This window comes from Paenarthrobacter sp. JL.01a, from assembly GCF_025452095.1.
Classification (GTDB): Bacteria; Actinomycetota; Actinomycetes; order Actinomycetales; family Micrococcaceae; genus Arthrobacter.
The window spans coordinates 4,247,689-4,270,774 of the sequence record NZ_CP104877.1 but is presented as its reverse complement, the minus strand read 5'-3'; the positions used below and the strand labels follow the sequence as shown (position 1 = coordinate 4,270,774).

At 63.0% G+C, this 23,086-nt stretch carries 26 protein-coding genes and 1 pseudogene; 13 read left to right on the top strand and 14 right to left on the bottom strand.

Annotated elements, in window-relative coordinates:
- The first annotated feature begins 15 nt into the window (after nucleotides 1–15).
- On the top strand, nucleotides 16–1,407 hold the full coding sequence (locus N5P29_RS20325; RefSeq protein ID WP_262276573.1) for a GntP family permease: 1,392 nt from the start codon (nucleotides 16–18) through the stop codon (nucleotides 1,405–1,407).
- A 294-nt stretch (nucleotides 1,408–1,701) separates the two neighbouring features.
- On the opposite strand, the gene N5P29_RS20320 is transcribed toward N5P29_RS20325, so the two are convergent.
- From N5P29_RS20320 to N5P29_RS20310, 3 genes are all read right to left on the bottom strand, one after another.
- Nucleotides 1,702–2,208, bottom strand: coding sequence for a universal stress protein (locus tag N5P29_RS20320; protein WP_262276572.1), 507 nt, complete (start codon nucleotides 2,206–2,208; stop codon nucleotides 1,702–1,704).
- Between the two features lie 104 nt (nucleotides 2,209–2,312).
- Nucleotides 2,313–2,666 (bottom strand): CU044_2847 family protein, encoded by a 354-nt coding sequence (locus N5P29_RS20315; protein WP_262276571.1) that lies wholly within the window; start codon nucleotides 2,664–2,666, stop codon nucleotides 2,313–2,315.
- Nucleotides 2,663–5,143 (bottom strand): CHAT domain-containing protein, encoded by a 2,481-nt coding sequence (locus N5P29_RS20310; RefSeq protein ID WP_262276570.1) that lies wholly within the window; start codon nucleotides 5,141–5,143, stop codon nucleotides 2,663–2,665. The genes N5P29_RS20315 and N5P29_RS20310 overlap by 4 nt, the downstream gene beginning before the upstream one ends.
- 174 nt (nucleotides 5,144–5,317) lie before the next feature.
- Between N5P29_RS20310 and N5P29_RS20305 the strand changes: the two genes are divergently transcribed.
- Nucleotides 5,318–5,518, top strand: a complete 201-nt coding sequence (locus N5P29_RS20305) for a hypothetical protein (RefSeq protein WP_144660559.1) — start codon at nucleotides 5,318–5,320, stop codon at nucleotides 5,516–5,518.
- Nucleotides 5,519–5,524: 6 nt separating this feature from the next.
- On the opposite strand, the gene N5P29_RS20300 is transcribed toward N5P29_RS20305, so the two are convergent.
- Nucleotides 5,525–6,559 (bottom strand): LLM class flavin-dependent oxidoreductase, encoded by a 1,035-nt coding sequence (locus tag N5P29_RS20300; RefSeq protein WP_262276569.1) that lies wholly within the window; start codon nucleotides 6,557–6,559, stop codon nucleotides 5,525–5,527.
- A gap of 106 nt (nucleotides 6,560–6,665) precedes the next feature.
- Nucleotides 6,666–7,013 carry a CBU_0592 family membrane protein gene (locus tag N5P29_RS20295; RefSeq protein WP_144660563.1) on the bottom strand — a complete coding sequence of 116 codons (348 nt, stop codon included), beginning with the start codon at nucleotides 7,011–7,013 and terminating at the stop codon, nucleotides 6,666–6,668.
- 190 nt (nucleotides 7,014–7,203) lie between these two features.
- Between N5P29_RS20295 and N5P29_RS20290 the strand changes: the two genes are divergently transcribed.
- Nucleotides 7,204–8,127, top strand: a complete 924-nt coding sequence (locus N5P29_RS20290; protein ID WP_262276568.1) for a LysR family transcriptional regulator — start codon at nucleotides 7,204–7,206, stop codon at nucleotides 8,125–8,127.
- Between the two features lie 396 nt (nucleotides 8,128–8,523).
- Here the strand turns inward: N5P29_RS20290 and N5P29_RS20285 are convergent, their stop codons facing one another.
- Together N5P29_RS20285 and N5P29_RS20280 are read right to left on the bottom strand one after the other, a co-directional pair.
- Nucleotides 8,524–9,303: an isocitrate lyase/PEP mutase family protein gene (locus N5P29_RS20285; protein ID WP_262276567.1), complete on the bottom strand. Its 780-nt coding sequence runs from the start codon at nucleotides 9,301–9,303 to the stop codon at nucleotides 8,524–8,526.
- A gap of 11 nt (nucleotides 9,304–9,314) precedes the next feature.
- Entirely contained in the window at nucleotides 9,315–10,547 is a 1,233-nt protein-coding gene (locus tag N5P29_RS20280) for an MFS transporter (RefSeq protein ID WP_262276566.1), read from the bottom strand.
- 128 nt (nucleotides 10,548–10,675) lie between these two features.
- Here N5P29_RS20280 and N5P29_RS20275 point away from each other — a divergent pair, with 128 nt between their 5' ends.
- The 4 genes from N5P29_RS20275 to N5P29_RS20260 are packed head-to-tail and all read left to right on the top strand — an operon-like array spanning nucleotide 10,676 to nucleotide 13,081.
- Nucleotides 10,676–11,548 carry a helix-turn-helix transcriptional regulator gene (locus N5P29_RS20275; protein WP_262276565.1) on the top strand — a complete coding sequence of 291 codons (873 nt, stop codon included), beginning with the start codon at nucleotides 10,676–10,678 and terminating at the stop codon, nucleotides 11,546–11,548.
- A gap of 8 nt (nucleotides 11,549–11,556) precedes the next feature.
- Nucleotides 11,557–11,952, top strand: a complete 396-nt coding sequence (locus tag N5P29_RS20270) for a (R)-mandelonitrile lyase (protein ID WP_262276564.1) — start codon at nucleotides 11,557–11,559, stop codon at nucleotides 11,950–11,952.
- Between the two features lie 45 nt (nucleotides 11,953–11,997).
- On the top strand, nucleotides 11,998–12,528 hold the full coding sequence (locus N5P29_RS20265; RefSeq protein ID WP_262276563.1) for a class IV adenylate cyclase: 531 nt from the start codon (nucleotides 11,998–12,000) through the stop codon (nucleotides 12,526–12,528).
- Nucleotides 12,529–12,580: 52 nt separating this feature from the next.
- A complete protein-coding gene (locus N5P29_RS20260) occupies nucleotides 12,581–13,081 on the top strand; it encodes a GNAT family N-acetyltransferase (RefSeq protein ID WP_262276562.1) in 501 nt (166 codons plus the stop codon).
- A 23-nt stretch (nucleotides 13,082–13,104) separates the two neighbouring features.
- Here N5P29_RS20260 and N5P29_RS20255 read toward each other — a convergent pair whose 3' ends face one another.
- Nucleotides 13,105–13,494, bottom strand: coding sequence for a tautomerase family protein (locus N5P29_RS20255; RefSeq protein WP_262276561.1), 390 nt, complete (start codon nucleotides 13,492–13,494; stop codon nucleotides 13,105–13,107).
- A gap of 163 nt (nucleotides 13,495–13,657) precedes the next feature.
- Here N5P29_RS20255 and N5P29_RS20250 point away from each other — a divergent pair, with 163 nt between their 5' ends.
- Together N5P29_RS20250 and N5P29_RS20245 are read left to right on the top strand one after the other, a co-directional pair.
- On the top strand, nucleotides 13,658–14,824 hold the full coding sequence (locus N5P29_RS20250; protein ID WP_262276560.1) for a diguanylate cyclase: 1,167 nt from the start codon (nucleotides 13,658–13,660) through the stop codon (nucleotides 14,822–14,824).
- A 110-nt stretch (nucleotides 14,825–14,934) separates the two neighbouring features.
- Nucleotides 14,935–16,140, top strand: coding sequence for a multidrug effflux MFS transporter (locus N5P29_RS20245; RefSeq protein ID WP_262276559.1), 1,206 nt, complete (start codon nucleotides 14,935–14,937; stop codon nucleotides 16,138–16,140).
- Here N5P29_RS20245 and N5P29_RS20240 read toward each other — a convergent pair.
- From N5P29_RS20240 to N5P29_RS20230, 3 genes and pseudogenes are all read right to left on the bottom strand, one after another.
- Nucleotides 16,076–16,858 carry a LacI family DNA-binding transcriptional regulator gene (locus N5P29_RS20240; RefSeq protein WP_262276558.1) on the bottom strand — a complete coding sequence of 261 codons (783 nt, stop codon included), beginning with the start codon at nucleotides 16,856–16,858 and terminating at the stop codon, nucleotides 16,076–16,078. The genes N5P29_RS20245 and N5P29_RS20240 overlap by 65 nt on opposite strands.
- Before the next feature lie 43 nt (nucleotides 16,859–16,901).
- Nucleotides 16,902–17,642: pseudogene (locus N5P29_RS20235) on the bottom strand (L-serine ammonia-lyase); the annotation flags it as partial.
- Nucleotide 17,643: 1 nt separating this feature from the next.
- The gene (locus tag N5P29_RS20230; protein WP_262276557.1) at nucleotides 17,644–17,829 is read right to left on the bottom strand and encodes a LysR substrate-binding domain-containing protein; all 186 of its coding nucleotides are present in this window, start codon (nucleotides 17,827–17,829) and stop codon (nucleotides 17,644–17,646) included.
- Between N5P29_RS20230 and N5P29_RS20225 the strand changes: the two genes are divergently transcribed.
- Nucleotides 17,807–18,082 (top strand): hypothetical protein, encoded by a 276-nt coding sequence (locus N5P29_RS20225; protein WP_262276556.1) that lies wholly within the window; start codon nucleotides 17,807–17,809, stop codon nucleotides 18,080–18,082. The two genes, N5P29_RS20230 and N5P29_RS20225, sit on opposite strands and share 23 nt — an antisense overlap.
- 48 nt (nucleotides 18,083–18,130) lie before the next feature.
- Here N5P29_RS20225 and N5P29_RS20220 read toward each other — a convergent pair whose 3' ends face one another.
- Both N5P29_RS20220 and N5P29_RS20215 read right to left on the bottom strand, forming a co-directional pair.
- A complete protein-coding gene (locus N5P29_RS20220) occupies nucleotides 18,131–19,453 on the bottom strand; it encodes an MFS transporter (protein ID WP_262276555.1) in 1,323 nt (440 codons plus the stop codon).
- A gap of 69 nt (nucleotides 19,454–19,522) precedes the next feature.
- Entirely contained in the window at nucleotides 19,523–20,269 is a 747-nt protein-coding gene (locus N5P29_RS20215) for an aspartate dehydrogenase domain-containing protein (protein ID WP_262276554.1), read from the bottom strand.
- Between the two features lie 131 nt (nucleotides 20,270–20,400).
- Between N5P29_RS20215 and N5P29_RS20210 the strand changes: the two genes are divergently transcribed.
- The 3 genes from N5P29_RS20210 (at nucleotide 20,401) to N5P29_RS20200 (ending at nucleotide 22,706) form a co-directional block, all read left to right on the top strand.
- Entirely contained in the window at nucleotides 20,401–21,168 is a 768-nt protein-coding gene (locus N5P29_RS20210) for an IclR family transcriptional regulator (protein ID WP_262276553.1), read from the top strand.
- An 82-nt stretch (nucleotides 21,169–21,250) separates the two neighbouring features.
- The gene (locus N5P29_RS20205; RefSeq protein WP_262276552.1) at nucleotides 21,251–22,411 is read left to right on the top strand and encodes a WD40/YVTN/BNR-like repeat-containing protein; all 1,161 of its coding nucleotides are present in this window, start codon (nucleotides 21,251–21,253) and stop codon (nucleotides 22,409–22,411) included.
- Nucleotides 22,412–22,418: 7 nt separating this feature from the next.
- Nucleotides 22,419–22,706 carry a MoaD/ThiS family protein gene (locus tag N5P29_RS20200; protein ID WP_144660593.1) on the top strand — a complete coding sequence of 96 codons (288 nt, stop codon included), beginning with the start codon at nucleotides 22,419–22,421 and terminating at the stop codon, nucleotides 22,704–22,706.
- A gap of 41 nt (nucleotides 22,707–22,747) precedes the next feature.
- On the opposite strand, the gene N5P29_RS20195 is transcribed toward N5P29_RS20200, so the two are convergent.
- Complete coding sequence (locus tag N5P29_RS20195) at nucleotides 22,748–22,984, bottom strand: hypothetical protein (protein WP_144660595.1); 237 nt, start codon at nucleotides 22,982–22,984, stop codon at nucleotides 22,748–22,750.
- Nucleotides 22,985–23,086: the final 102 nt, after the last annotated feature.

Sequence of the window (23,086 nt, the reverse complement as noted above, 5' to 3'; positions counted from 1 at the left end):
AAGAAAGAAACGCCCATGAATGAATTCCTTGAATGGCTGCGGCACGACACCGCCGGCCTGCTCCTCCTGGCAGGCGCGGGCATCGCGTTGCTGCTGTTCCTGATCATCAAGGTCAAGCTCGAGCCGTTCATCGCCCTGGTGGGAACCGGTGTGATCGTGGCACTGGTAGGCGGTATCTCGGTGGAGGCCCTGGTGGGTTCGGCCACCAAGAGCAGCGACGCCCTGATTGAGAAGGGCTTCGCCGGAATCCTTGGCCACATCACCGTGATCATCGGCCTTGGTACTGTCCTCGGAGCCATCCTCGAGCGGTCCGGTGGTGCCGAAGTGCTTCTTGGCAGGCTGGTGAAGATCTTCGGCGAGAAGGGCACTCCGCTCGCGATGGGCATCACCGGCTTCGTGCTGGGTATCCCGGTGTTCTTCGACATCGGCATCTTCGTGCTGGCGCCCCTGGTCTATGTCGCTGCCATCCGTGGCGGCAAGTCGCTTGCCCTGTACGCCCTGCCGTTGCTCGCCGGTTTGTCCGTGACGCACGCTTTCCTTCCCCCGCACCCCGGTCCGGTTGCTGCCGCAGGTTTGTTCCACGTGGACCTCGGCTGGATCATCCTCATGGGCCTCATCTGCGGTATTCCGGCCTGGTTCGCGTCCGGTATTTTGTGGGGCACGTACATCGGCAAGCGCGTAATGGTGTCCGTTCCGGAAGACCGGATTGTGGCCGAAGCCGACACTGCGCGTGGTCATGAGCCCTCCATCGGCCTGGTGCTGCTGGCGATCGGCCTGCCCATGATCCTCATCCTCGGCGGCACGTTCGGTAACATCTTCGCGCCGGCTGGAACCTTCCGGGACATCCTCCAGTTCTTCGGCAACCCGGCCATTGCCCTGACCGTGGCCGTACTGCTGGCCATGTGGCTGCTGGGCATCCGGCGCGGCATGACCTCGGCTGAACTGAGCGAAATCACCGGTTCCTCGCTGCGTCCTGTGGGCATGATCCTGTTGGTGGTTGGTGCAGGTGCATTCTTCGGAGCAGTCCTGTCCGCCACGGGTGTTGGCAAGGCCGTTGCTGACTCGCTGTCCCAGGCGGGCCTGCCCATCATCCTGTCCGCCTTCGTGATCAGTGCCGGCATGCGTATTGCCCAGGGTTCGGCCACTGTGGCGATCGTGACTACGGGCGGCATCCTCGCGCCCAGCCTGGCCTCCGGTTACTCCCAGCCGCAGCTCGCGTTGATAGTGGTGGCCATTTCCTCCGGCTCCATCATCGCCAGCCACGTCAACGATGGCGGATTCTGGATCATCTCCAAGTACTTCAACATGTCGGTCAAGGACACCCTGAAGACCTGGACGGTCCTGGAAACGGTCCTGTCCCTGGTGGGCTTCGGAATGGCGGCTTTGCTGTACACCTTCGTCAGGTGACCCGCCGGCACCCAAGCCGGGTGCCGGCGTCGTGAGCTTGTACCGTCACGACCCACTTCGGAATCCAAAACGGCCCCGACACGCCTGTAACAAGGCGTGTCGGGGCCGTTTTTGCGTCCAAGAAGATGAGGGCGGCGCGGGCCAAAACCGAGGTTAAAACAAAGAGCTCCGGAGTGCGTTATTGGGGGATACGCACTCCGGAGCGGTCTTTGGACAGGCGCTTTCGCTTCCTGCACTCATCACTCTACGTGGCATCGGAGCCCATTGCCACCACCTTGAATAAGTACTTTCGCTTTAGTTTTTCCGGGCCGCTTCGTGGCGCTTTTTCTGGGGCACAATCAGGACCGGTCGGCGCTGGTGATGACTGAGCCAGGCGGCCACCGAACCATTGAGGGCCTCGGAAATGCGGTGTCCCAAGCCAGGTTCCGGTGAGCCCACAATGATCATGGAGGCGTTGATGTCCGAGGCCAGCCGGCCCAAGGCACGGGCGGGGTCGCCGGCAAGCAACCGCAGGGTCCAATCGGCCGTACCGCCGTCCATGGCTTCGGCGATGACCTTCCCCAGATCTTCCCGGACGGCGTCCACCTCGGCGTCGTCCTTTTCCGGGTGCAGCGACATCCGGTGGGTATCGCGGGCCGGGTCCCACTCCACCAGGTAGCTGGCCTCGTCCACGTAGGCGCACACCAGTGGCACGCCGAGCTGCTCGGCGAGGGTCCGGGCAGTCTGCAGCACCTCCACGTGCTGGTCCGGAAGGACGCCCACCACGAGGGGGATGGGGCCGCTGAACGCCTCTTCAGCCATACCCTTATTGTTGCGCCGCAGGGGGCTGTTGAACAGGCTGTTGGCTACCCAACTGGGGGACAGATAACGCTCCACCCAAGCCTCATTGGGACGTTTGCTGTCCCCTAGTTGGGCGGCGCGGTTGGGGCGGGCTTGTTCCACGTCAGCCGCACCTTGAAGTTGGATGCAGTGCTGGCGGAGGCTATGAAGGCCCCGGCCTCGGCATGCAAATCGATCCCGAACTCCACACTGAGCTCATCCGGACGGTTTTCGAGGCTCAGGAGTTCGTCGATCACGCCCTGCACCGCCGGCCGGACATGCGCCAAGGCCCGTTCGAAGGTCTGCTGGGCCCTCGCGAAAACCCCCGAATGATCGGCCGCGTGGACGCCACCCCTGGTCACCAGGCTCCCGGCCCCGCTGGCCACCTCGACAACTACCGTGCCGCCGTCGTCGGTGCTGAATTCAACCAGCCTGCTCATTTCCCGGTCCTTTCTGCCGAACCTGCACCCAGTCGGCGGGCGGCCAGCACAAACCCCACGCCGGCCGCACACAACACCAGAAGCTGTATCAAGGCAAAGTACGCGTGGGTCCGGTACCAGGACTCAAGGAAAACTCCCTTGTCCTGAACCCAGACCAGCGGCACTGAAACAGTGGCGCACAGCAGGAGCCATCCCATCAGCCTGGATTCCCCGGCGCGCAGGGCCAGGATTCCAGCCCACAAACCGAAGCCCGCGTGCACGAAACTGAACACCACGCTTGTCAGTTCCACGGCGTAATTCAGGCCCGACAACCCAAAGACTGCCCCGGAGACGACCACGCCAGCCATCACCAACCGGCCCATGACGGTGCGATCGGGAAGGCCCGCGACGGCCAGCAGCAGGTATCCCAAGGGCGCGACCAGGCCGTAGACGATCCGGAGGGAGGCGTCGCCGCCGCTCTCGTACCAGTAGTTGTCATCCAGCCACAGGAAATAGACGGCAAAGCCCACACCCAGGCCGCCCGCCACCGCCAGCGCGGCTCCGCCCCAGGCGAGGGGAACGGGATTGGGCGGCTGCGCCTTCGAGGCCGCCGGTCGCGGTTGGGTGACGGCGGGACCGGAACTGCCAACGTTCGACGCCGGGACTCCAGTCAGGGGCACGGCGCGCGGTGGCGTGGGGCTTGGGCTGGGCGTCGGTCGTGTGCCCGAAGGGGGAGTCCGGGGCGGCGCCGGGGGCTGGTAGACAGCAGTGTATGAACCCCTGACTTCAGGGTTGTCTGATCCGGAGTTCGCCGGCGCGGGGGCTTCTTTTGGCTTGGTCTTCTCGATTTCGGCCCGTGCTGCAGTTGCCAGCCCACCGGGATCGGCCGCAGCCGGGTCCAGCGAAGCCAGCTCACGGGACACATCGAGCACTGCCTCCCACGAGCCTTGGGAGGAGTGGTACCGCAGTTCGCCCTCCAGATCGGCGAGGCGTTGCTTTCTTTCGCAGTCCTGTTTCCGGGACGCGGCATCGGGATACTCGGGATCGTCCAAGACCAGGGCGAAACCGTCCGCAGCCGCCAACCAGTCGGCGGATTCTTCCGCCTGGCGGGCCTCGCGGTAAATGCGGGCAAGTTCCAGGCGTTTGCGGGCAGCGTCTCGTTGGTTTGCTGCGTCCCGGTAGCCGGGTTCCAATGTCAGTAGGTCCTCAAACAGTTCCACGGCCTGGTCGAATCGCCGCGCACGCAGTTCCGCAGTTGCCTGCACATACAACGCCCTCAACTGGGCGCGTTTCATGGCTTGGTCTGTGTTCGCTTGTGTACCTGCAGCAGCCTGACCGCCCGAGGCCGCGGCCGCCGTCGTACCTTCAACCGAAGCCGGGACGCGCGGGGAGCCCTTCAACGTGAAAAGTTGCGTGGATCCGCCCCGGACGTAGAGGGCCGGGGTGACCCATTCGAGTGTGCCGTCCGGGCTGGCCATCACTGAGATCCGGCCGATGCGGGCGGCCTCGTCAACCGTGCGGCCGTTGGCGATCGCGGCGTAGAAGCCGTGGGAGAACGCGATTGCGGCGGAATCACTGATGGCGAATTGCATCGCGGCGACCGCACCGATTCCGCTGCGGACCAAGGCCGAGGCGGTACCGGAAAAGAGATCGGTCTGGCCCATTTCGCCCGAGGAGCACGAGTTCAGCACCACGAGCCGCGGGCGGGGGGCGGCTACGCTCAGCAACGCCATCAAACGCACGGCGCGGACCATTGCGGCGCGGCCGTCCTGCCCCACCAGGGCGATGCGGCCCTCGTCCGTCCGGGAGTCATAGTCGCCGTGGCCAACGAAGTGGACTACGTGCCAAGGGCCTGCGAGGAGCATCGATTGCACGTCATCCCACGTGCCGCTCCTGGTCCACACCAGTTCAACACGTCCCTCCGACGCCGGTCCTGCAAGTGCCCTGCCCAGATGTTCCTTTTCGGCCGCGACATCCAAGGCCGGCAGATCCCGGGGTGAGGCCACGATGCCCAGGATGCGCAACGGCGGGGCCACATCCAAGGGATTGAGGTTGTAGTCGGGGGCGGGCACATGCCGCAGCAAGGGCTCGGTCTGGCAAAGGTAGGTCTCGGTTTCGGGGTCGAACAGGGTTTCCCACGGCATGGTCGCCAACTCGGGAGCCGCCAGCCGGAGGACAACCCTGAGCTGCTGGCCCGCGTGCTGGGCAGCACCCAAACTGGCTCGGTAGGTCCCGTAAACCTCGCGGGTGAAGAGCGCTTGGAACAGTTCCTGGCCGACTTCGCGGACTGCCACTTCCGCTACCGGCAGCGTGCGGCGGGCAGCGACGGCGGACGCCAGGACTGTCGCTTCAAGCTGTGGAAGCCGGACGATGATCCCGTCCACGTCCAGGGCGAAGATGCCGGACGCGTGCCCGCCCGCCGGTGCGCGAACCACGTGCACCGTATATTCGCCGCGTGCAGAGCCGGTATCGATTTCCAGCTCGATGTCACAGTCCATCGCGGGTCCCTTGTGCGACGGGCGGCCGGCAGCCGGAAAGGGCGTGCCGGAGTGCCCTTAGGACTAGATTGGCCCTACATCCGGCTGCATACAAGCCTTATCCGTGGACCCTTGAAGACGCCACGGCCCCGGCCTACCGTTAATTCGACGGATCCGACGGAAGGTGGTCCCGCGGTGGAAATCTACATGTGGTGGCTTGATCTGCACCTGGACAGCAAGGAATGGCTGCGCGAGAACCTGAGGGTGGAAGAACTGCCACTGCAGGTCCTGCAACACATCGCCGAGGCCGGCGGACCCCACCCGGACAAAGTGAGCGGCGTATTGACCTCGGCCGATTGGGACTTCATCCAGACCCAGTCGGAGTTCGTGGACTGACTGTTCTTACGTCGCGGGTGTCCACCCCAGCGCCGGCCCCAACTTTTCTGCGATGTCCGTGAGGATCTGTACGTAGTCCTCGTGCTCAAAGCTGAACGGCAACGCGAACGCCACCTCGTCAACCTCCTGGAAGCCCAGGTGCGCGTACAGCTGTTCGGCGATCTCTTCGCTGCTGCCGATGAGGTCCTGCGCGAACATCATGCGCTTTGGTCCCTGGGGCGCGCTGGTGCGGGGTGTTCGCTCGTCAACGTAACGCTGGTACTTTTCCCGCTGGGCGCTTGATGCCGAATCCGTGGGAATCACCACCAGGCCCTGTGAAACCCGGGCCGGGCTGCGGCCGGCCGTTGCTGCGGCGTCCCTGAACGCCCGGATCTGGCGTTGCTGTACGGCGGCGAAGTCCGGTACTTCATCCGGTCCGGGGAAGACGACGCTGCTGGAGAGCAGGTTGAAGCCGTTCTCTCCGGCCCACGTTGCAGACTTCAGGCTCGCTGCTCCGTACCAGAGCCGTTCCCGCAACCCGGCAGAGTGCGGTTCCACGCGGTTTGAGAACTCCTCCACAACGCCCTGTTTACCCGAAAACTCCCGAACTTTTTCGCCCGCGACCAGCCGGGCAAAGCGGTCCACGCGGGTGTAACTGAAGTCCTCGGTATCTGCCGAATCCGGATACAGCTCGTGTTTGACGGTGTCATAGTGCATCGGTTCACCTACGCTGACGCCCGGGTTGATCCGACCCCCACTGAGCAGGTCCACCGTGGCCAGGTCTTCGGCAAGCCGCAAAGGGTTTTCCCAGCCCAGCGGCGTTACTGCCGTGCCCAGTTCAATCCGGGACGTCCGCTGGCTGGCCGCCGCCATCACCGCGACGGGCGACGAGATGCCGAACTGCAGGTGGCGGTGGCGCAACCAGGCACTGTCGAATCCCAGGCGCTCGCCGAGTTCAATAATGTCCAAGGTTGAGCGGTGGCCCGCAGCAGGATCCGCCGGGTCAAACAGCCCGATGGTAAGGAATCCAAGCTTGCGGAGCGGGCGGTCTGGGTTGGGCATGGCTTCCTTCTCTGTCGGGCGGCGCTTAAGGCCCAGCCTATGCGCTGGTTCTTACGACGACGGCGGGAGGTTACCTTGTGTGTTCGCCGCGCCCTGGACGAGCAGGTTACGCGCAGTTGGCGACAGGAGCGGGGTGCGGGATAACAGGCTGCGTGCCCGTATCCGTGGTGACGTAGGCCGGGACGACGATCGGTTCCGCCTCGACGACTGCGTCAGGTTGCTGGTTGCGCATCCTCAGCAGGGCGACCGCCGAGATGAGGAACCACGCCACGTTGGTGGCCACCGAGGGCCAGGCTCCGTGGAGCGTGCCGTTGATGATGAAGGCGCAGGAGCCAAAAAGGTTCGCGGCCTGGAACGTCGTGCCCGGCTTGATCCAGCCCATGGACACCGTCATGTAGGCGCAAAGCATCGCTGCAGCGCCGGCCCAACCGGTAATTTCCCAGAGCAGCTCCATCGGGTGTCCTCTCTCATGTCCAGGCAGCCGGCACGGAGGCAGGCCGAATGACGAATATCTTCAGGGGTGTTTTCTGCTGTTTACAGAGACCGTATCCTCAGAGCGAAGAGCGGCTATGCCTAAATTCTGAGGGAAAGCTACCTTTAGTTCAATTGCATTATTCTGAAGGCCGTATTTAGAATCGCTGAACATGGAAATGGACCCTCGTCGCCTGCTGGTTCTCCTCGCCGTAGCCCGTACCGGAGGGGTCCTCGCCGCTGCCGATGAGCTGCGCATTACGCCGTCGGCGGTGTCGCAGCAACTCACCAAATTGGAGAGCGAAGCGGGCCAGGCGCTGCTCCTCCGAACGCCCAAAGGCTCGGTCCTGACGCCCGCCGGGCTGGCGATGGCGGAGGCAGGGGAGGAGATAGAGCGCGCACTGAATGTGGCGCGGTCCCGCGTGCAGGGACAGGCTGAGGTTGCCGGCGTGGTGCGGGTGGGCGGCTTCACCAGCTTCATGCGGACTGTGGTGATCCCGCGGCTTCCCGAATGGCGTATCCAGTACCCCCAGCTCCAGATCCAGCTGGTTGAGGACGCCTTCCCGGCGCTTATGCGGCTGTTCCGTCAACGCCAGCTGGATGCAGTGGTGGTCGAACACGATTCCACCACCTCGAACCAGCGTCCCCTTGCCGCTGGAATGGTGGAAGAACCCCTGCTGGATGAGCCATGGAAGCTGGTGGTTCCGGCAGGGTCGCTGCTGACCACCGACAACCTGGACCTCAGCCGTTTGCCCCTCCCGTGGCTGGGGGTCGAGCCATCAGCGGCCAACATTGCCGTCCTCGGGCGCCTGCGCCATTCCACAGGAGCCCAGATCGAGACGATTCACCAGTACCAGGACACGCTTACTGCCCTCGCCTTGGTGGCGGCGGGGGAGGGTGTTGCAATCGTGCCCACTTTGGCTCTGACAGGCGTGGTCCATGATCAGGTGGACATCCTGGATGTGCCGGGTTTGGGGACCAGGCACATCGCCTTGCGTCGGTTCGACCGACGGCGGCCAACGAGCCTTCCCTTGGACACCGTGGCCCGCCTCCTGCGGGAATCGGCGGCGGCTTTTGATACGCGGTCGACTTCGTGACGGGGCTCCTGGGACTGTCAGCCGACTGGGTGTCCATGGGAGCAATGCGTTTCCCCCGGCGCGATCTCATGCCCCTGGATGCATGTGCGTTCCGGCGGGTGGTGATCATCATGCCGGCGGATGAAAATACTGCTGGCGGTTCCCTCCACGCCTGAGTCTTCGCGCCTCAGCCACTCGCCGAAGCGGGTTCTGTGTTCTTTGCTTTCGCTTTGGTGATCCGGTTTGTCGTGCCGGAATGGACCCTTGGTCATGGCAACCATGCCCCTTCCGCCAGGTTCTGCTGCCATCAGCACACTAATTTTAGGATCACGCACCACTCACTGAAAGAGCTGATCGTAAAGGCCGGCCCCGGGCAGTCCCGGCCCACCCGCTGCGAGCGGGCCGGGACGCTTTGCCCTAGTTCAGCGCAGGGGTGTCCTTCGGGATGACGCCGGAACCGTACAGGTTGGTGGCGAGGTCCTGGAGGGCGCGCAGGGCGACCCGCTGCGTGAACGGCCCGTAGGACACACGCGCTACGCCGAGTTCTTGAAGTTCGGCGGCCGGCAACGCTCCGGGAGCGCCGATCACGGAGAGCTTGCCGCGGCCGAGGCCTTCAACGAGGGGCTCGATGGTCTCACGGTTCAGTGCGCCGGGGACGAAAACCAGAGCGGCACCGGCGTCGAGGAAGGCCCGGCCCCGCGCGATGGCGTCGTCGATGCTTTCCCTGACCGGACGGTCACCGCCGCGGACGATGGCGTCAGTCCGTGCGTTCAGCTGGAAGGCAATGCCCTCGGCGTTGGCGGCGTCAATGATCGCCTTCACGCGGGCAACTGCTTCGTCGAACGGCCGCAGGCGGTCCTCGACATTGGCGCCCACCACTCCGATGCCAATAGCGCGACGGATGGTTTCGGCCGGGTCCTCATATCCGTCGTCGAGATCTGCAGTGACCGGGAGGTCAACAGCGTTGACGATCCTCTCCACACCGCTCAGCGCCACATCCAACGGCATGGTTCCGTCCTTGTATCCAAAGGCGGCAGCGATGGAGTGTCCTGCCGTGGCAATGGTCTTTGTCTGCGGGAGCGCGGCCACGGCGGTTGCACTGACGGCGTCCCAAACATTAACGACACTCAGGATCTCAGGTGCCTCATGAAGGGCCTTCAGTTGTTCCGCGCGGGCTTCGATGCTTGCTTCTGTCATGGTTGTCTCCGTCATCCTCGGTTGGGAGTTGGTGCCATGTTCAGCCTAGACGCAAGGAACGCCGCCACCACCAGCACCACGGCACTGGCAAGGAATGTGCTTTCAAAGCCGAGCGAGTCGAACAGGACCCCGCCAAGAGTGGAACCCAGGGCGATGCAGGTCTGGACCACGGCCACCATGAGCCCGCCGCCTTGTTCGGCGTTGTGGGGCATCGCTTGCGCTACCCAGCTCCACCAGCCCACCGGAGCCGAGGTCCCCAACAGGCCCCAAAGGGCCAGCAAAAGAACGACGACGGCGAAAACCGCACCGACGGGAACGAGGGCAACCGCAATGAGGGCCATGACGGCGGGAATCACCATGAGCGTCCGCTGCAAGCCGGGTCCCAGGAAACGGCCGATGAGGAGTGTCCCGGCAAATCCGGACACACCCATGACGAGGAGAACAATGGAAACAAAGGCCACTTCCACATGGGTGACGGTTTCCAGGAAGGGCCTGATGTAGGTGAACAGGATGAACTGCCCCATGAAGAAAGTCCCGCAGGCGGCCATGCCCCACGCGACAGTCCGGTTCTTGAAAGCGTTGAAGATCGCGAGGATGTCGCGGGCGTTGGTCCTGGTGGTCGGTGCTTCCAGGGACGGCAGGGACATCCAGAGCCACACCACACATGCCGCGGAGACTGGCACGAGACAGAGAAACGCTCCCCGCCATCCGATGAAGGAACCCAAGTAGCTGCCAAGAGGCGCTGCCAGAACGGTGGCCAGGGCGTTGCCTCCGTTGACTATCGCCAGAGCACGGGGGACCCGCGACGGAGCCACCAGCCGTATCGCCGTGGCTGCGGACATTGACCAGAATCCGCCGATGACCACCCCAATGGCTGCCCGGCCCACCATGAAGGGCAAGTAACCTGGCGCCAGCGCTATCAGGGCTCCCGAGGCACCCATCAGGGCGGCGAGGCCGATCAGCAGCGTGCGCCGGTTCGTCCTTCCGGTCAGCGTGGAAATCGAAAGACTTGTGAGGACGGCGAACAGGCCCGATATCGCAATTCCCTGTCCCACCAGCCCTTCGGAAACCTGTAGGTCGCGGGCCATGGGAGTCAGGAGGCTGACGGGCATGAATTCAGAGGCTACGACGGCGAAAGCCCCGAAGGACATGGCGAACACACCTCCCCAACGGCTCACCGGGTTATTGCTTAGAGGGTTCCCGGGCACCGCTACGGGCACCACCGTGGGTGTATCTGCTGACATGGATTGGCCTCTCAGGTGAATGACTGGATTTATCGGACCACGGCCTTGGGGACAGGTGGGAGGCTCCGGTTATACAGGTTCCAACAGAACCTCTCACCACGGGTCGGCGAAGTCGTAACGTGGTGGGCATGGACAATCGGTCGGAAGTGCGGGAGTTCCTGATGTCCCGCCGCGCACGCATCACCCCTGAGCAGGCAGGCATCGAAGTTTTCGGGATCCGGCGCCGGGTCACGGGCCTTCGCCGTGATGAAGCGGCACGTCTGGCTGGCGTCAGCGTCGACTACTACATCCGCCTGGAACGGGGAAACCTCTCCGGTGTTTCGGACAGCGTGTTGGATGCCATCGCCGGGGCGTTGCAGCTGGACCGCGCGGAGACCGAGCACCTTTATGACCTTGCCCGGACAGCGAACAGGGGAGTCCGGACCAAGGTGAAGAAGGCCGTCTACACTGTCGATCCTGCGCTGCAGTACTTTTTGGACTCCATCACGGGCGCGCCGGCTCTTATTTCGAACCACCGTATGGATGTGGTTGCGGCGAACGCCTTGGGTTATGCCATGTACTTCGACCTTTTCCGGAGCAGTGCCGGTCCGGCGAACCATTCCCGGTTCATCTTCCTGGATCCCAGGGGGCGGGAGTTCTACCCGGATTGGAACCGCGCAGCCAACACCAATGTGGAGATCCTGCGCCGCCACGCAGGCCGCTTCCCACACGACAAAGCCATCGCCGAGCTCGTGGGCGAATTGTCCATGCGGAGCGAGGAGTTCCGCACTTTGTGGGCCGCGCACAACGTCAGGCGCCACAGATCGGGGATGAAGAATTTCCACCACCCTGTGGTCGGTCCCCTGGAACTGACGTATCAACAACTTGAACTCGACGAGGACACCGGCCTTCACGTCACCGTCTACCCGGCAGTTCCCGGAAGTGCCAGCGAAGAAGGCCTGAAGCTGCTGGCGTCATGGGCAGCCACGGAGAATGTCGTCGAAAAAGCCAGCACCCGCTAAGGAGCAACATGAGATACACGAAAAGCGGTGGCCAGACAGCCGCTGGACCCGGGGAATGGTTCACCGGAACGGTACAGGTTGATTCCATCCGCACCCCGGACGAGCAATCCGCCGTCGGGTGCGCCCACGTGCGGTTCGCTCCGGGCGCCCGGACTGCCTGGCATCATCACCCCAAAGGCCAGACGCTGTACGTCACCGACGGCATAGGGCTGGTGGCTACGCGGGACGGCGGGATTCAGGAGATCCGTCCCGGTGATGTGGTCTACATCGAACCCGGCGAGGAGCACTGGCACGGTGCCACCCCTGACCGGTTCATGGCACACGTCGCGATGCAGGAAGCGGACAGGAACGGCGACGTCGTCACCTGGCTCGAGCACGTCTCTGATGAGGACTACATGGGCTGAGCGGATTTTGCCTCGTCCTCGTTGACCACATGGTTTAGTGAATTCATGCCGACGAACATCGAAATTAAGGCGCGAGTGGAAAGTCTCGAAACGTTGCTGCCATTCGTGGCGCCTCTCGCAGATTCGGGCCCCGAGTGCGTCGCCCAAGACGACACCTTCTTCCCTTGCCCGAACGGTCGGCTCAAGCTTCGGGTTCTCGACGTGACGCGCGGTGTGCTGATCTTTTACCGCAGGGAAGATGAAGCTGGCCCCAAACCCTCGTTCTATGTCCATTCAGAAACCACGGACCCGGACGGGCTCCGGTCAGTCCTCGCGGATGCCTACGGCGAACTAGGGCGCGTCCGAAAAAGCCGCACCGTTTTTCGTATCGGTGAGACCAGGATTCATCTCGACCGTGTCGATGGATTGGGTGATTTCTTGGAGCTGGAGGTACCACTTGGAGGCACATTGGGGCCTGATGCCGCTGTGTCGGAAGCGCGCCGGCTCCTCGCAGCATTCGGAGTCCAGGAAGGCGCACTCGTGACGGGCGCTTACCTGGATCTACTCAACGCGGCAAGCCGTACGGACGCTATCTAAGGACTAGCCTGGGTGCCGCGCGTCTGATCCATGTACGTGATGTACTCGATGCATGCACTTCGTGGAGATCATTCGCCGTCAGGACCCCGAAGCTGTGGATCGGATCCTTCGCACCCTGCCAGCATGGTTCTCCGTTGAGGAAGCCATCGTCAACTACGTCGAGAGTGCTTCACTGCGGGACTCATTCCTTGCCGTCATCCAGGGCCACGTCATCGGCGTTGCGTTGGTGATCCGCCATTTTCCACAATCCGCTGAATTGAGTCTCATTGCCGTAGACGCTAATCACCGCGGCAATGGAGTCGGTTCAGCTCTGGTCAACGCTATCTCGGCGTCACTTTTTACTGATGGTTGCAAGCTGCTTCAAGTCCGCACCGTGGGTCCCTCATTCGAGGACGACGCCTACTCGGAGAGCCGGGCTTTCTACCGTCGAGCTGGATTTTTGCCACTACAAGAGTTTGAACGCATCGACTGGGATGGCCCGTCCCTTGTCCTGGTGAAGCCGCTCCAAAAGCCTCAGCAAATGGCGAACCCGAAGCACAAAAGCGCGACTTAGGCCGGTACCCCGCGGAGGGCCTGCTAAACGTTGACCTGATAATTGAGTGCCAGGTCCGCGGCGTTGACACCTCGGATCCCCCAGTTCACCCGTGGAGTTCCCGTGATGGTGATCTCCACGCTGTGCGGCTTGATTCCTGCTTCGGATTCGATCCGTGCGAACAGGTCCGCGATGAGGTTGCGTTTTGACTGCTCTGTTCTGCCCTCGAACATGGAGATCTCGATGATTGTGTAGTCTCCGCCCCGGTCGTCCGGGTGGATGAAGTCCGCGCTGTCCAAGGGAATGAAACGTTGAAATTTCTTTTCCGGCGGGTAGTCGAGCGTTGCCACTATTGCTCCGTGGATCGCCGAGGAAAGGACCTCGCGGCGTTGTTCGATTGAGCTTCTGTGTCCATAGACAATGACCTGTGCCATGGGCGCATTCTACTCAAGCGGCAACTCCACGAGCGCAAGGGCGGTCGTCCGGGTCCGGTTATCGTGTCGTTCAAAAGGCAAACGATTGGTCCGACTTTCCGCCGCGTCGTGTTTCGCCCATTCTCCACTTGGCCTTTAGGCTGGCCGATGAATGGGGGGATCCATGTTGGATTTATTTAGCTTGAAATTGGCGTTGGCCGTGGTCACGCTGACATTGTGGGTGCTTTTCCTGGGGTCGTACCGGAGAACCCGCTCTCTTTACAGTTCCTACTGGTCCGCGGCCCTCGGATGTTGGCTGGCCGGCATTGGGGCGTACTTGTTAAAGGAAACCGAATGGAGCAGGGCGGCCGTCCCTTTCGGCAACGCATTGTTGGTGGCGGGAGCATTCGGTGTGTGGGCGGGGTTCCGATCCCTCAGAAGTTTGAAGACGCCGTTGTGGCTGCTTTTGGCCGCCCCGGCGATCACCGCCGTCGCAGCTTTCTCTGAGGTGACCCCCGACGGCGAGTGGCGGGGCGTGCTGGTCTACTTCGCCCTGATGGGGGTCGGGATGGCGCTGGCCGCGCGCGAACTCGCGCTGTTGAAGTCACAGGCCTCCCAGGCCCACAAACCATTGTTGGTCGTCGCGGTCGCCCTTGTGGCTTACTTCGGTTGCCGGATTGTGGCATACGCCGTTGAGGGGCCGGACAGCGAAATCCTCAACACGCTCTTTGCCCCGGCGGTGACGTGCTTGCTGCTGATCATGCTGTTGGTCCTGGTTTCATTCAGCATGACTGCGCTCAATAACCATCAGCTAATTACGGTGCTTAACGAGCGGGCAATGCGCGACGGAATGACCGGTTTGCTGAATCGCCAAGCGTTCATGGAGTTGGCCGAGCGGGAACTCGCAGGGCTGCACAGGGCAGGGTTGTCCGCCGCCGTAATCCTGGCTGATCTTGATCATTTCAAGGCGGTCAACGATACCCACGGCCACGCCGCGGGGGACGCGGCAATCAGGGCCTTCGCGGCTGCGTGCAAGGGGACCCTGCGCAAGACCGATTTGGTGGCCAGATACGGCGGGGAGGAATTTGTCATCTTCCTTCCCGGCGCCGACGAAGTCAGCGCCGAGGCCATCACCACCGAGATCAGCACTCGGCTGGCAGCTGCGCAAGCCCCGGATGGGCTTGCCTTCCCCACCGTCAGTTACGGAATCTCATCCACCCCGATTGCGGGACATGCGCTGGCACAGCTGATTTACACCGCTGACGGCGCTCTGTACCAAGCCAAGGCAGCCGGACGGAACCGCGCGTTTGTTGCAGCAAGCCCCCTGGATCCGGAGGCGGCACACGCCTGAACCGTCCCGGACCGGAGGAAATATATCCCCACTACACCAGCGTAAGCGTTTTGCCGGTGTAATCTGAACCTGCCGCTACTCCTTTCAGTGCCGGTGGGATGGGGAACAAAATGCGCGACCGAATCAATTTCCGCTTGCTGGTGGTCATTCTGGGCTTGCTTGACGCGCTCGGCCCTCTGTCGATCGATCTGTACCTTCCCGGGTTTCCTGAGCTGAAGGCGTCGTTGGACCTGAACGATGCCGCCGTGCAGTTCACCCTTGCGGCCATGACGGGCGGACTCGCCGCAGGACAGGCAGTGGTTGGTGCATGGAGTGACAGAGTAGGCCGTCGCGGACCGCTGCTTCTGGCGGCAGCGATCTACACCGCGGCTTCCATGGGCTGCGCCGTCTCCCCGAACCTGATGGCAATGGTTGTTTTCCGATTCCTGCAGGGCGTCAGTGCTGGCGGCTGTGCCGTACTGGTGTTGGCGATCGTGCGCGATCTTTCCTCCGGCGAAGCCTTCGTTACCTTACTCTCACGCATCACCCTCCTGACCACTGGCGCGCCCCTTGTAGCACCCGTGCTCGGCGCAATGCTCATGCCCGTCGTGGGTTGGCGTGGCCTGTTCTTCGTCCTCGCGGTCGTCGCCGCGATACTCACTGTCGCGGTGGTGCTCGTCTTCCCGGAGTCGCATACGCATTCCCGTGGAGCCTCGGGGAGCCGGCTCCGCCGAGTGCTGCGGGACCGGTCCTTTCTTCATGGTTTGTTGCTTGGTGTCGGGACCTATGCCGGCGTCTATACCTACGTTGCGTGTGCGCCACTTCTGCTCCGCGGGGTGTACGGCCTATCCGCGGCCGCGTTCGCCGGGTTCTTTTTCTGCACAACGCTCGGTCTGTTCATCGGGGTACGGGTAGCCAGCCGTATGGTGAGGCGGTTCGGAACAAGCCGGGTACTGATGCTCTCCGTCAGTGCCGCCGTCACCGCCGCTCTTGCCCTATTTATTGCGGGCCCATTGGGACTTCCCGCGACCTTGGCGTCACTGTGGCTCTTCGTGACGGCTTGTGGCGGCATCTTTCCCTGCGCGGCAACAATTGCCCTTGCGAAGCAGGGCGATCAGGCGGGGACTGCAACGTCCGCATACGGCTTCACGACGTTCACAGCCGCAGCATTGATATCTCCTATTCCCGGCATCATTGGAGTGTCCGGAACAACACCACTCGGTGCGACCCTCATGGGGACCTCATCGCTGCTTGTCCTGGCTACGGCTTTCATCATCGTGAGACATCGTCATGACATTTCCGCCGGGCGCTTGCGGCAGGGTTCGGAGAGTAATTGAGTTCGCGGATCGCGTCCTCAACTTTCAGCCGGGTAGCCTGGGCGACGTTACCGGTTGCGTTGATGACGTTGGAGACTGTCTTCATCGAAACGCCGGCTTTGGCCGCCACATCGAGAAGGCGGGCCGGACGGTATTCACCTCTCCCGGGAGACAGTTCGTCCGGAGCGAGGGGCTTGCCGCTGCGCGTCCGCATTTTGGCGTAGTTGCCGCACCATGCCATGGAGCACCAACGGCCGGATCCGTTACGGGACTCGTCCCAGTAGGCCCACCTGCATGAGTCGCGGGCGCAGACCTTCAGCCGTTCCCACGTCCCTCCAACGCGGCACGAGTCCACAGCGGAGAGGACGTAGCCCAGGGGGTCTACCAGGTCGTCGTCTCCGCCGATAGTAAGCTCACCGCCGTCACCCACATGAAAACGAAGTGAGATCTGCCCCAGGGCTTCATTGAGTTCCGTGGCCGCCCCGGCAACCGGCTCATGACCTGCGTGCTGCAACAGCACATTCCGCAGACCTTCCCGCAAGCGCCGGGCCTGTGCAAGATCGTCTTCAGTCTGCGTCCGTACGGCTATGTCTGCACGTTCCGAATACCAGCGCTCAAGGTCTTGGGGGCTGGACCAGCTGTCCGCATCTTCTTGCCATTCGACCGTGTTTACGAAATCACGGACCAGCAGCATGGCGGCAGGGGCCGGGATTGAGGCAATTTCGCTGCTTTTACGCATGACACCAGCATAGCCAGTTCGCTGGTGTCGTCGCCGGGCTGCCTCAGCACGCGATGACGTTGACCGCCAGGCCGCCGCGGGAGGTTTCCTTGTACTTGCTCTTCATGTCAGCGCCGGTCTCCCGCATGGTCTTGATGGCGGTGTCCAACGAGACGTGATGGATTCCGTCTCCGCGAAGGCTGATCCGTGCGGCGTTGATGGCCTTGTTGCTGGCCATGGCGTTGCGTTCGATGCAGGGGATTTGAACCAGTCCGCCCACGGGGTCGCACGTCAGGCCGAGGTTGTGCTCGATCCCGATTTCGGCGGCGTTTTCAACCTGCTGCGGGGTTCCGCCCAGGATTTCGCACAGTGCCCCGGCGGCCATGGAGCACGCGGACCCGACCTCACCCTGGCAGCCGACCTCGGCACCCGAGATCGAGGCGTTCGTCTTGAAGAGGACGCCGATGGCTGCCGCCGTCAGCAGGAACCGGACGACCTGCTCTTCAGAGGCGCCCGGCGTGAACTTCATGTAGTAGTGAAGGACCGCGGGGATGATTCCGGCAGCACCGTTGGTGGGTGCGGTGACAACGCGCCCGCCCGTGGCGTTCTCTTCGTTCACGGCCAACGCGAACAGATTCACCCAGTCCACGGCGCGCAAAGGATCGTTCGCGTCGTCTTTGGTTTGCAGGGCGGCATACAGGCGGGGAGCACGACGGCGGACCATCAGGTTGCCGGGCAGGTGCTCTTCCGTGCGGCTGCAGCCGCGCGAGACGCACTCCTTCATGGTTTCCCAAATGCGCAGGAGCTCAGATGACCTTGGGGGTGAAGCCCGCCTCCTGGCAGGTTTGGAGCACTAACCGTTCAAAGACACTGCCTTCCTGGTCCAGGAGCCAGCTCTCATGGGCGTAGCCGGCGAGCTTCACCGGGGTGCCGGGTTCCGGCGCTGCACGGTCGCGGGGGAGGACCAAAATGATCTCGTCGCGCGCGGACATGGGCAATGTTTCGCAGGTGCTCCCTTCCGTGCACGGCATGGTGGTGGTCCGCAACAGCACCGCCGTCCCGCACCACCCGGACTTCACGGCCGACGCCATAACGCCGGAAGCCGACGACGCCGTGGTGGACGGAGCCACGGTGATTGCTTTGACCGTCCTGGACGCAGCCCTCGATCCGCAGCTCCGGACTGAACTGCTGGAACTGCAGGGCGCCCGCGAACCGGGAGCCACAACCGTGACGCTGGAGGCGTAAGGCCTGCTGCATCCGCGGCACCGGACGGCGGTGCCGCGGATGCGCTCCTTAACCGGGGAATGATGTCAGCTTTTCCTTCCGACCTGTGTTGGGGAGGGCCAGAAGACAAAGGATGCTGATCGCGGCCGTCACGGCGAGGTAGATAGCAACGGGATCCGTGCTTCGTCCGCTGGAGGCAAAGAGCGCGGTGGCAATCACCGGGGCAAGCCCGCCGCCCAGGACGTTGCCCAATTGGTAGCCCAGGGAGATCCCGCTGTAGCGGACTCCGGTGCCGAAGAGCTCCGCGAAGAAGGCCCCCATGGGGGCATGGATCGCAGCGGACCCGCTGTAGGCCACCACGACGGCGGCGAGGATGACCCCGGGTTCTTGTGTGCGGACCAAGGGGAACAGGGCGAAGGCAAAGAGGAAGAGGAAAGCCCCGCCCACAAGCATGACGGGCTTACGGCCGATCCGATCGGAGAGAGCCGCCCACGCAGGGACGGTCACCACCTGCAACAGCAATCCAAGCATCGAGGCGTTGAGCAGCAACGTCCGGGGCAAGGCCAACTCCTGCGTGCCGTAACTGAGGAGGAATGTGAAGACGATATAGATGAACGTGGAGTACCCGATCAGTGCCCCGGTAGAGAGCAGGATGGTTTTGGGCTGGTTGCGGATGACCTGCAGGATCGGAAGCCTCGATGCTCCGGACCCGCGCTTGGATTCAAGGAAGGCGGGCGTCTCGTCGATGCCGAACCTGACCAGAAGGCCGATGGCGCCGATCACGATGCTGGCAAGGAATGGCAGGCGCCACCCCCATGAAATGAAATCATCCTTCGGCAGACCGCCAAGGAGTGCGAAGGCTCCGGTGGCAAGAAGGGCTCCGATCGACACGCCAAGGATTGTCCAACTGCCATAGAAGCCGCGCTTGTGCGCGGGGGCGTGTTCGATGGCTATCAGCGCCGCGCCGGCAAATTCGCCGCCGGCCGCAAATCCTTGGACAAGACGCAGAAGCACCAAGCAGATGGGAGCCCACACTCCGATTTGGGCGTAGGTCGGCAGGGCTCCGATCAGGACTGTGCAGGCTCCCATGACAAGGAGGGTCAGAAGCAGCATCCTTTTCCGGCCCAGACGGTCACCGAAATGCCCTATGACGATTCCGCCCAGGGGCCGCGCAACGAAACCCGTGGCAAATGTCCCAAGAGACAGGAGGGTGCCGATGATCGGGTCGGTTGCGGAAAAGAAGACCACGTTGAATACCGTGGATGCCGCAATGGCGTAGGCCAGGAAGTCGTAGTATTCGATCGCCGTTCCGGCGCACGACGCCGTTGCCAGCTTGATAAGTGACGGGCGGGGTGCCGTACCTGGTGTCGGGGCGGCCTCGTTTGACGTCATTTCCTTCACAGTTCACCTCGTTTGATTGATCAGCTGCGGCGTCTTTGCCGCGGCGCATTGGGGTTGTGGTTATCCGAAGACCAGCCCGGGTTGCTGTTCCATGGCTTTCTGCAGGCTGCCGAGCACGGAACCGGCCATCTCGGTGCCGGAGACGCCGTTCATCGGCTGCTCTTTGATGATGTGGAGGCGTGACCCATCGGCGCCTGTGGCCACGGTTTCCAGACGTCCGAGCGTGGCGTCGGGATCGCTGACCAGTCGGGCCCGGCAGTTGTCCAGGCCTACGGTTGCCAGCGCGTAGGTCACCATGGCGTTGACGTTCCTCGGGTACAGCGCGGCGATTCCGCGCACCGGACCGTCGTAGAGGACCGTCCGCCGGTCTGTGTGGTCGGGAGCCGGTTCCAGGCTGGAGGGGGACTTGACGAACTCGATGGCCGCCGTTTCCCACAGTTGGGAAACGTGGCTGTCAACGCCCACCAATGCCCCGTGCGGCAGGATCAAGCGGGTCCCGTGCTTCTTGGCCGTTTCCGCCAAGGTGACGCGGACGTCGTCGTCCACCAATGCCCCGCACGACAGGACCATCAGGTCCGACGTCGTCAGAATCCGGGCGCCATGTTTCCTGATCACTTCCGGGTGGGCGGCTTCGACCACCAGGTCGGTTCCGCGGAGCTCCTTGCCGGTGGCCATGGTGGTGGTCGTTATGCCGGCGCCCACGGTGCGTCCCTGAACGAAGGCCAGGTTGTGGCTTTTTGCTTGCAGTACGTACGAGGCGATGCTGGTTGCTATTCCGCCGCTGCCGATCACGCCTATACGTGCCACAACCACTCCTGATCTTCCATGGGGACTCGCCGCTCCCAGGGAGGGCTGATGGTCATAAATGTAGGCGTCCTGCCCGCATGAAGGAATAGTTTGCCTTATGATTCCTTTATGTGGAATTTGGTGAAGAGTGTATGAGCGACACGTTGCAATCAGTCCAGCAGGCTCTCCGGATCCTCGACTCGCTGCAGAGAAAGCCGGAATTGGGCATCACCGAGGTGGCGAATGAGTTGGGCTGCGCCATGTCCACGGCCCACAGGCTGGTTACCACCTTGGCTGAGGCAGGCTACGTACAGCGATCCACTGCGGGCCGGAAGTACCGGCTTGGGCCAGCGATGCTGGGGGCGAACGATGCCGCCGCCATCGAGCACTGCATCGAAAAAGCGCAGCCTTACATGGAAAGCCTTCGCGACCTGTCGGGAGAAACCGTCCAGCTGGCCATTTTGCAGAAGTCTTCGATCCGTTTTGTAGCCGGTGTAGAGTCCCGCAACATCATGCGCGTTACCAGCCGCGTCGGGACACTGATGCCCGCGCACGCTACCGCCTCCGGGAAGTTGCTGCTGTCACTGCGGGAGGACGCCGAGCTCGCCCGCCTGTACCAGGACGGCTTGGGCGAACCGCTGACGACGGCGGGCAAGACTTCCGTGGCCCGGTTCCTGGAGGAGGTACACCGGGTCCGGGAGGAGGGCTTCGGACAGAGCCTGAACGAGGTGGAAATGGGGGTAGCGGCGCTTGCCGTCGCAGTGAACCGTCCAAAGGGCCGGGTCCTCTGCGCGCTCACGGTCAGCGGGCCGTCGTCGCGCTTTGGTGCCGATGATCCTGCCGGCGACCCAATCCGCGCGGCGCTTTTGAAAGAACTCCGTATCCACGCGGACAGGATCTCCGATGGGTTGACGTTCTAACGTCGCTGTGTAGGACTACTGGCCCGCCAGCTTTCCACATAGCTCCAAGAACCCATTGCCCTCCCTATCCCACGATGGTTCGATGGGACTCATGGCTACCGAAGAAAGTTATGTCCTGGCGATCGGAACCAAGAAAGGCCTGTGGCTGGCAACCAGCCCGGACCGAAAAGAATGGTCCCTCTCCGGTCCGCACTTCCTGATGAGCGAGATACCCAGCATCGGGATAGACACGCGGGACGGCAAAACACGAATCATGGTGGGGGTGCGCTCAGAGCACTGGGGGCCCACTGTGGCCCATTCAGACGACCTCGGTGCCACATGGACCGAGCCCGAGCAAGGCGCCATCAAATTCCCGGACGGCACCGATGCCGCCCTGGAACGGGTCTGGCAGATCCATCCCGACGCCGAGTCCCGCCCCGGTGTGGTTTGGGCAGGCTGCGAGCCCATTTCTGTCTGGAAATCGACCGACGGCGGCGAGCACTTTGAGTTGAACCGCGGATTGTGGGACCACCCCCACCGCAGTGAGTGGGGTGCCGGCTATGGCGGCGCGGCGGCGCACTCGATCGTGGTGGACCCGTCCGGAGAGAAGGTCCACATCGCCATGAGCACGGGCGGCGTCTACAGATCCCTCGACGGCGGGACCTCCTGGGAGCCCCGCAACAAGGGCATTTCTGCCTACTTCATGCCCGATCCCAACCCGGAGTTCGGCCAGTGCGTCCACAAGATCGCGGCCGATGCCGCCGTCGAAGGCCGTTTGTACGCGCAGAACCATCACGGCGTGTACCGTACGGACGATGACGGGGAGAACTGGGATTCCATCGCGGAGGGTCTGCCTGCCGATTTCGGGTTCGTCATGCTGACCCATCCGCGCCGTGAAGGGACGGCTTGGGTCATTCCGTTGAAAGCTGACGGTGAACGCATCCCTCCGGGCAGCCGACTGAGCGTCCACCGGACCGGTGACGCCGGAAATAGCTGGACGGAACTGCACGCGGGCCTGCCGGATCACGAATACAACGCCGTTCTCCGGGATGCAGCATCCGTAGATACTGCCGAGCCGGTGGGGGTGTACTTCGGAACCCGCAGCGGTTCCGTCTACGCCAGCGCCGACGAAGGCGGGACCTTCACCGAAGTGGCCTCGCATTTGCCGGACGTGCTCTGCGTACGCGCCGCCGTCGTGGTTGGCAGCGTGGGCGGAAGCGCGACCGCAGAGCCCGCGGCAGCCAGCGCCCCGGTACCTGGTTAGGCCCGTTGTGGCTGACTTTACGGTCCTGTTGCCTGGTGTCCTGCAGCCGCTCGTCGGCGGACAGTCCTATCTGACTGCGTCCGCCGACGGCGCTGTGACCGTTGGACAGTTGTTGGACTCGGTGACCGGAGATTATCCGGTGCTGGCCAGGCGTTTGCGTGATGAAACCGGAGCACTCCGCCGTTTCGTGAATATTTACGTGAACGGCGACGAGGTCCGGCGTTTGAATGGTCTTGATACGGAGGTTGCAGCGGGCCAGGAGGTTTTGATTGTCCAGTCCGTAGCCGGCGGCTGAGGGGCGGCGGGCGTCCAGCCGTGATCCAGGGAAATCCTGCTTCAGGCGACGCGCCACACAGTGCATTCGTCGGTATTGATGGCTTTTCTCATCCCGGAGGCGTAATCCATGATCCAGACGACACCGATACCCGGGGCCGTTTCCTGGACGCGTCCGCGGCGTATCACCACGTCGTCGTAGGCGGGTCCCACTGAGAGGCGGGCTTCGATTTCGTCTCCGCGGTGGAGCTGGCTGATCGCGCGTATTCGTGTGGTGTGAGTGGTAACTTCCTTCAACATTGTGTCCTCCTGGCTGGAGCTGGTGCCTGCACTTGCCGGCTATTCCAGTGTGGCGCGGCAATGTTGCCACGGTATTTCGCAGTGGTTAGGGTCCGGTTAGCA

Excerpts from the sequence above, each read along its gene's own strand:
- N5P29_RS20240 (WP_262276558.1), bottom strand. The coding sequence starts at position 16,858 with ATGCGTAAAAGCAGCGAAATTGCCTCAATCCCGGCCCCTGCCGCCATG.
- N5P29_RS20325 (WP_262276573.1), top strand. The coding sequence starts at position 16 with ATGAATGAATTCCTTGAATGGCTGCGGCACGACACCGCCGGCCTGCTC.
- N5P29_RS20205 (WP_262276552.1), top strand. The coding sequence starts at position 21,251 with ATGGGACTCATGGCTACCGAAGAAAGTTATGTCCTGGCGATCGGAACC.
- N5P29_RS20290 (WP_262276568.1), top strand. The coding sequence starts at position 7,204 with ATGGAAATGGACCCTCGTCGCCTGCTGGTTCTCCTCGCCGTAGCCCGT.
- N5P29_RS20195 (WP_144660595.1), bottom strand. The coding sequence starts at position 22,984 with ATGTTGAAGGAAGTTACCACTCACACCACACGAATACGCGCGATCAGC.
- N5P29_RS20270 (WP_262276564.1), top strand. The coding sequence starts at position 11,557 with ATGAGATACACGAAAAGCGGTGGCCAGACAGCCGCTGGACCCGGGGAA.
- N5P29_RS20260 (WP_262276562.1), top strand. The coding sequence starts at position 12,581 with ATGCACTTCGTGGAGATCATTCGCCGTCAGGACCCCGAAGCTGTGGAT.
- N5P29_RS20295 (WP_144660563.1), bottom strand. The coding sequence starts at position 7,013 with ATGGAGCTGCTCTGGGAAATTACCGGTTGGGCCGGCGCTGCAGCGATG.
- N5P29_RS20225 (WP_262276556.1), top strand. The coding sequence starts at position 17,807 with ATGATCTCGTCGCGCGCGGACATGGGCAATGTTTCGCAGGTGCTCCCT.
- N5P29_RS20315 (WP_262276571.1), bottom strand. The coding sequence starts at position 2,666 with ATGAGCAGGCTGGTTGAATTCAGCACCGACGACGGCGGCACGGTAGTT.
- N5P29_RS20310 (WP_262276570.1), bottom strand. The coding sequence starts at position 5,143 with ATGGACTGTGACATCGAGCTGGAAATCGATACCGGCTCTGCACGCGGC.
- N5P29_RS20280 (WP_262276566.1), bottom strand. The coding sequence starts at position 10,547 with ATGTCAGCAGATACACCCACGGTGGTGCCCGTAGCGGTGCCCGGGAAC.
- N5P29_RS20220 (WP_262276555.1), bottom strand. The coding sequence starts at position 19,453 with ATGACGTCAAACGAGGCCGCCCCGACACCAGGTACGGCACCCCGCCCG.
- N5P29_RS20265 (WP_262276563.1), top strand. The coding sequence starts at position 11,998 with ATGCCGACGAACATCGAAATTAAGGCGCGAGTGGAAAGTCTCGAAACG.
- N5P29_RS20275 (WP_262276565.1), top strand. The coding sequence starts at position 10,676 with ATGGACAATCGGTCGGAAGTGCGGGAGTTCCTGATGTCCCGCCGCGCA.
- N5P29_RS20285 (WP_262276567.1), bottom strand. The coding sequence starts at position 9,303 with ATGACAGAAGCAAGCATCGAAGCCCGCGCGGAACAACTGAAGGCCCTT.
- N5P29_RS20245 (WP_262276559.1), top strand. The coding sequence starts at position 14,935 with ATGCGCGACCGAATCAATTTCCGCTTGCTGGTGGTCATTCTGGGCTTG.
- N5P29_RS20230 (WP_262276557.1), bottom strand. The coding sequence starts at position 17,829 with ATGTCCGCGCGCGACGAGATCATTTTGGTCCTCCCCCGCGACCGTGCA.
- N5P29_RS20255 (WP_262276561.1), bottom strand. The coding sequence starts at position 13,494 with ATGGCACAGGTCATTGTCTATGGACACAGAAGCTCAATCGAACAACGC.
- N5P29_RS20210 (WP_262276553.1), top strand. The coding sequence starts at position 20,401 with ATGAGCGACACGTTGCAATCAGTCCAGCAGGCTCTCCGGATCCTCGAC.
- N5P29_RS20300 (WP_262276569.1), bottom strand. The coding sequence starts at position 6,559 with ATGCCCAACCCAGACCGCCCGCTCCGCAAGCTTGGATTCCTTACCATC.
- N5P29_RS20320 (WP_262276572.1), bottom strand. The coding sequence starts at position 2,208 with ATGGCTGAAGAGGCGTTCAGCGGCCCCATCCCCCTCGTGGTGGGCGTC.
- N5P29_RS20250 (WP_262276560.1), top strand. The coding sequence starts at position 13,658 with ATGTTGGATTTATTTAGCTTGAAATTGGCGTTGGCCGTGGTCACGCTG.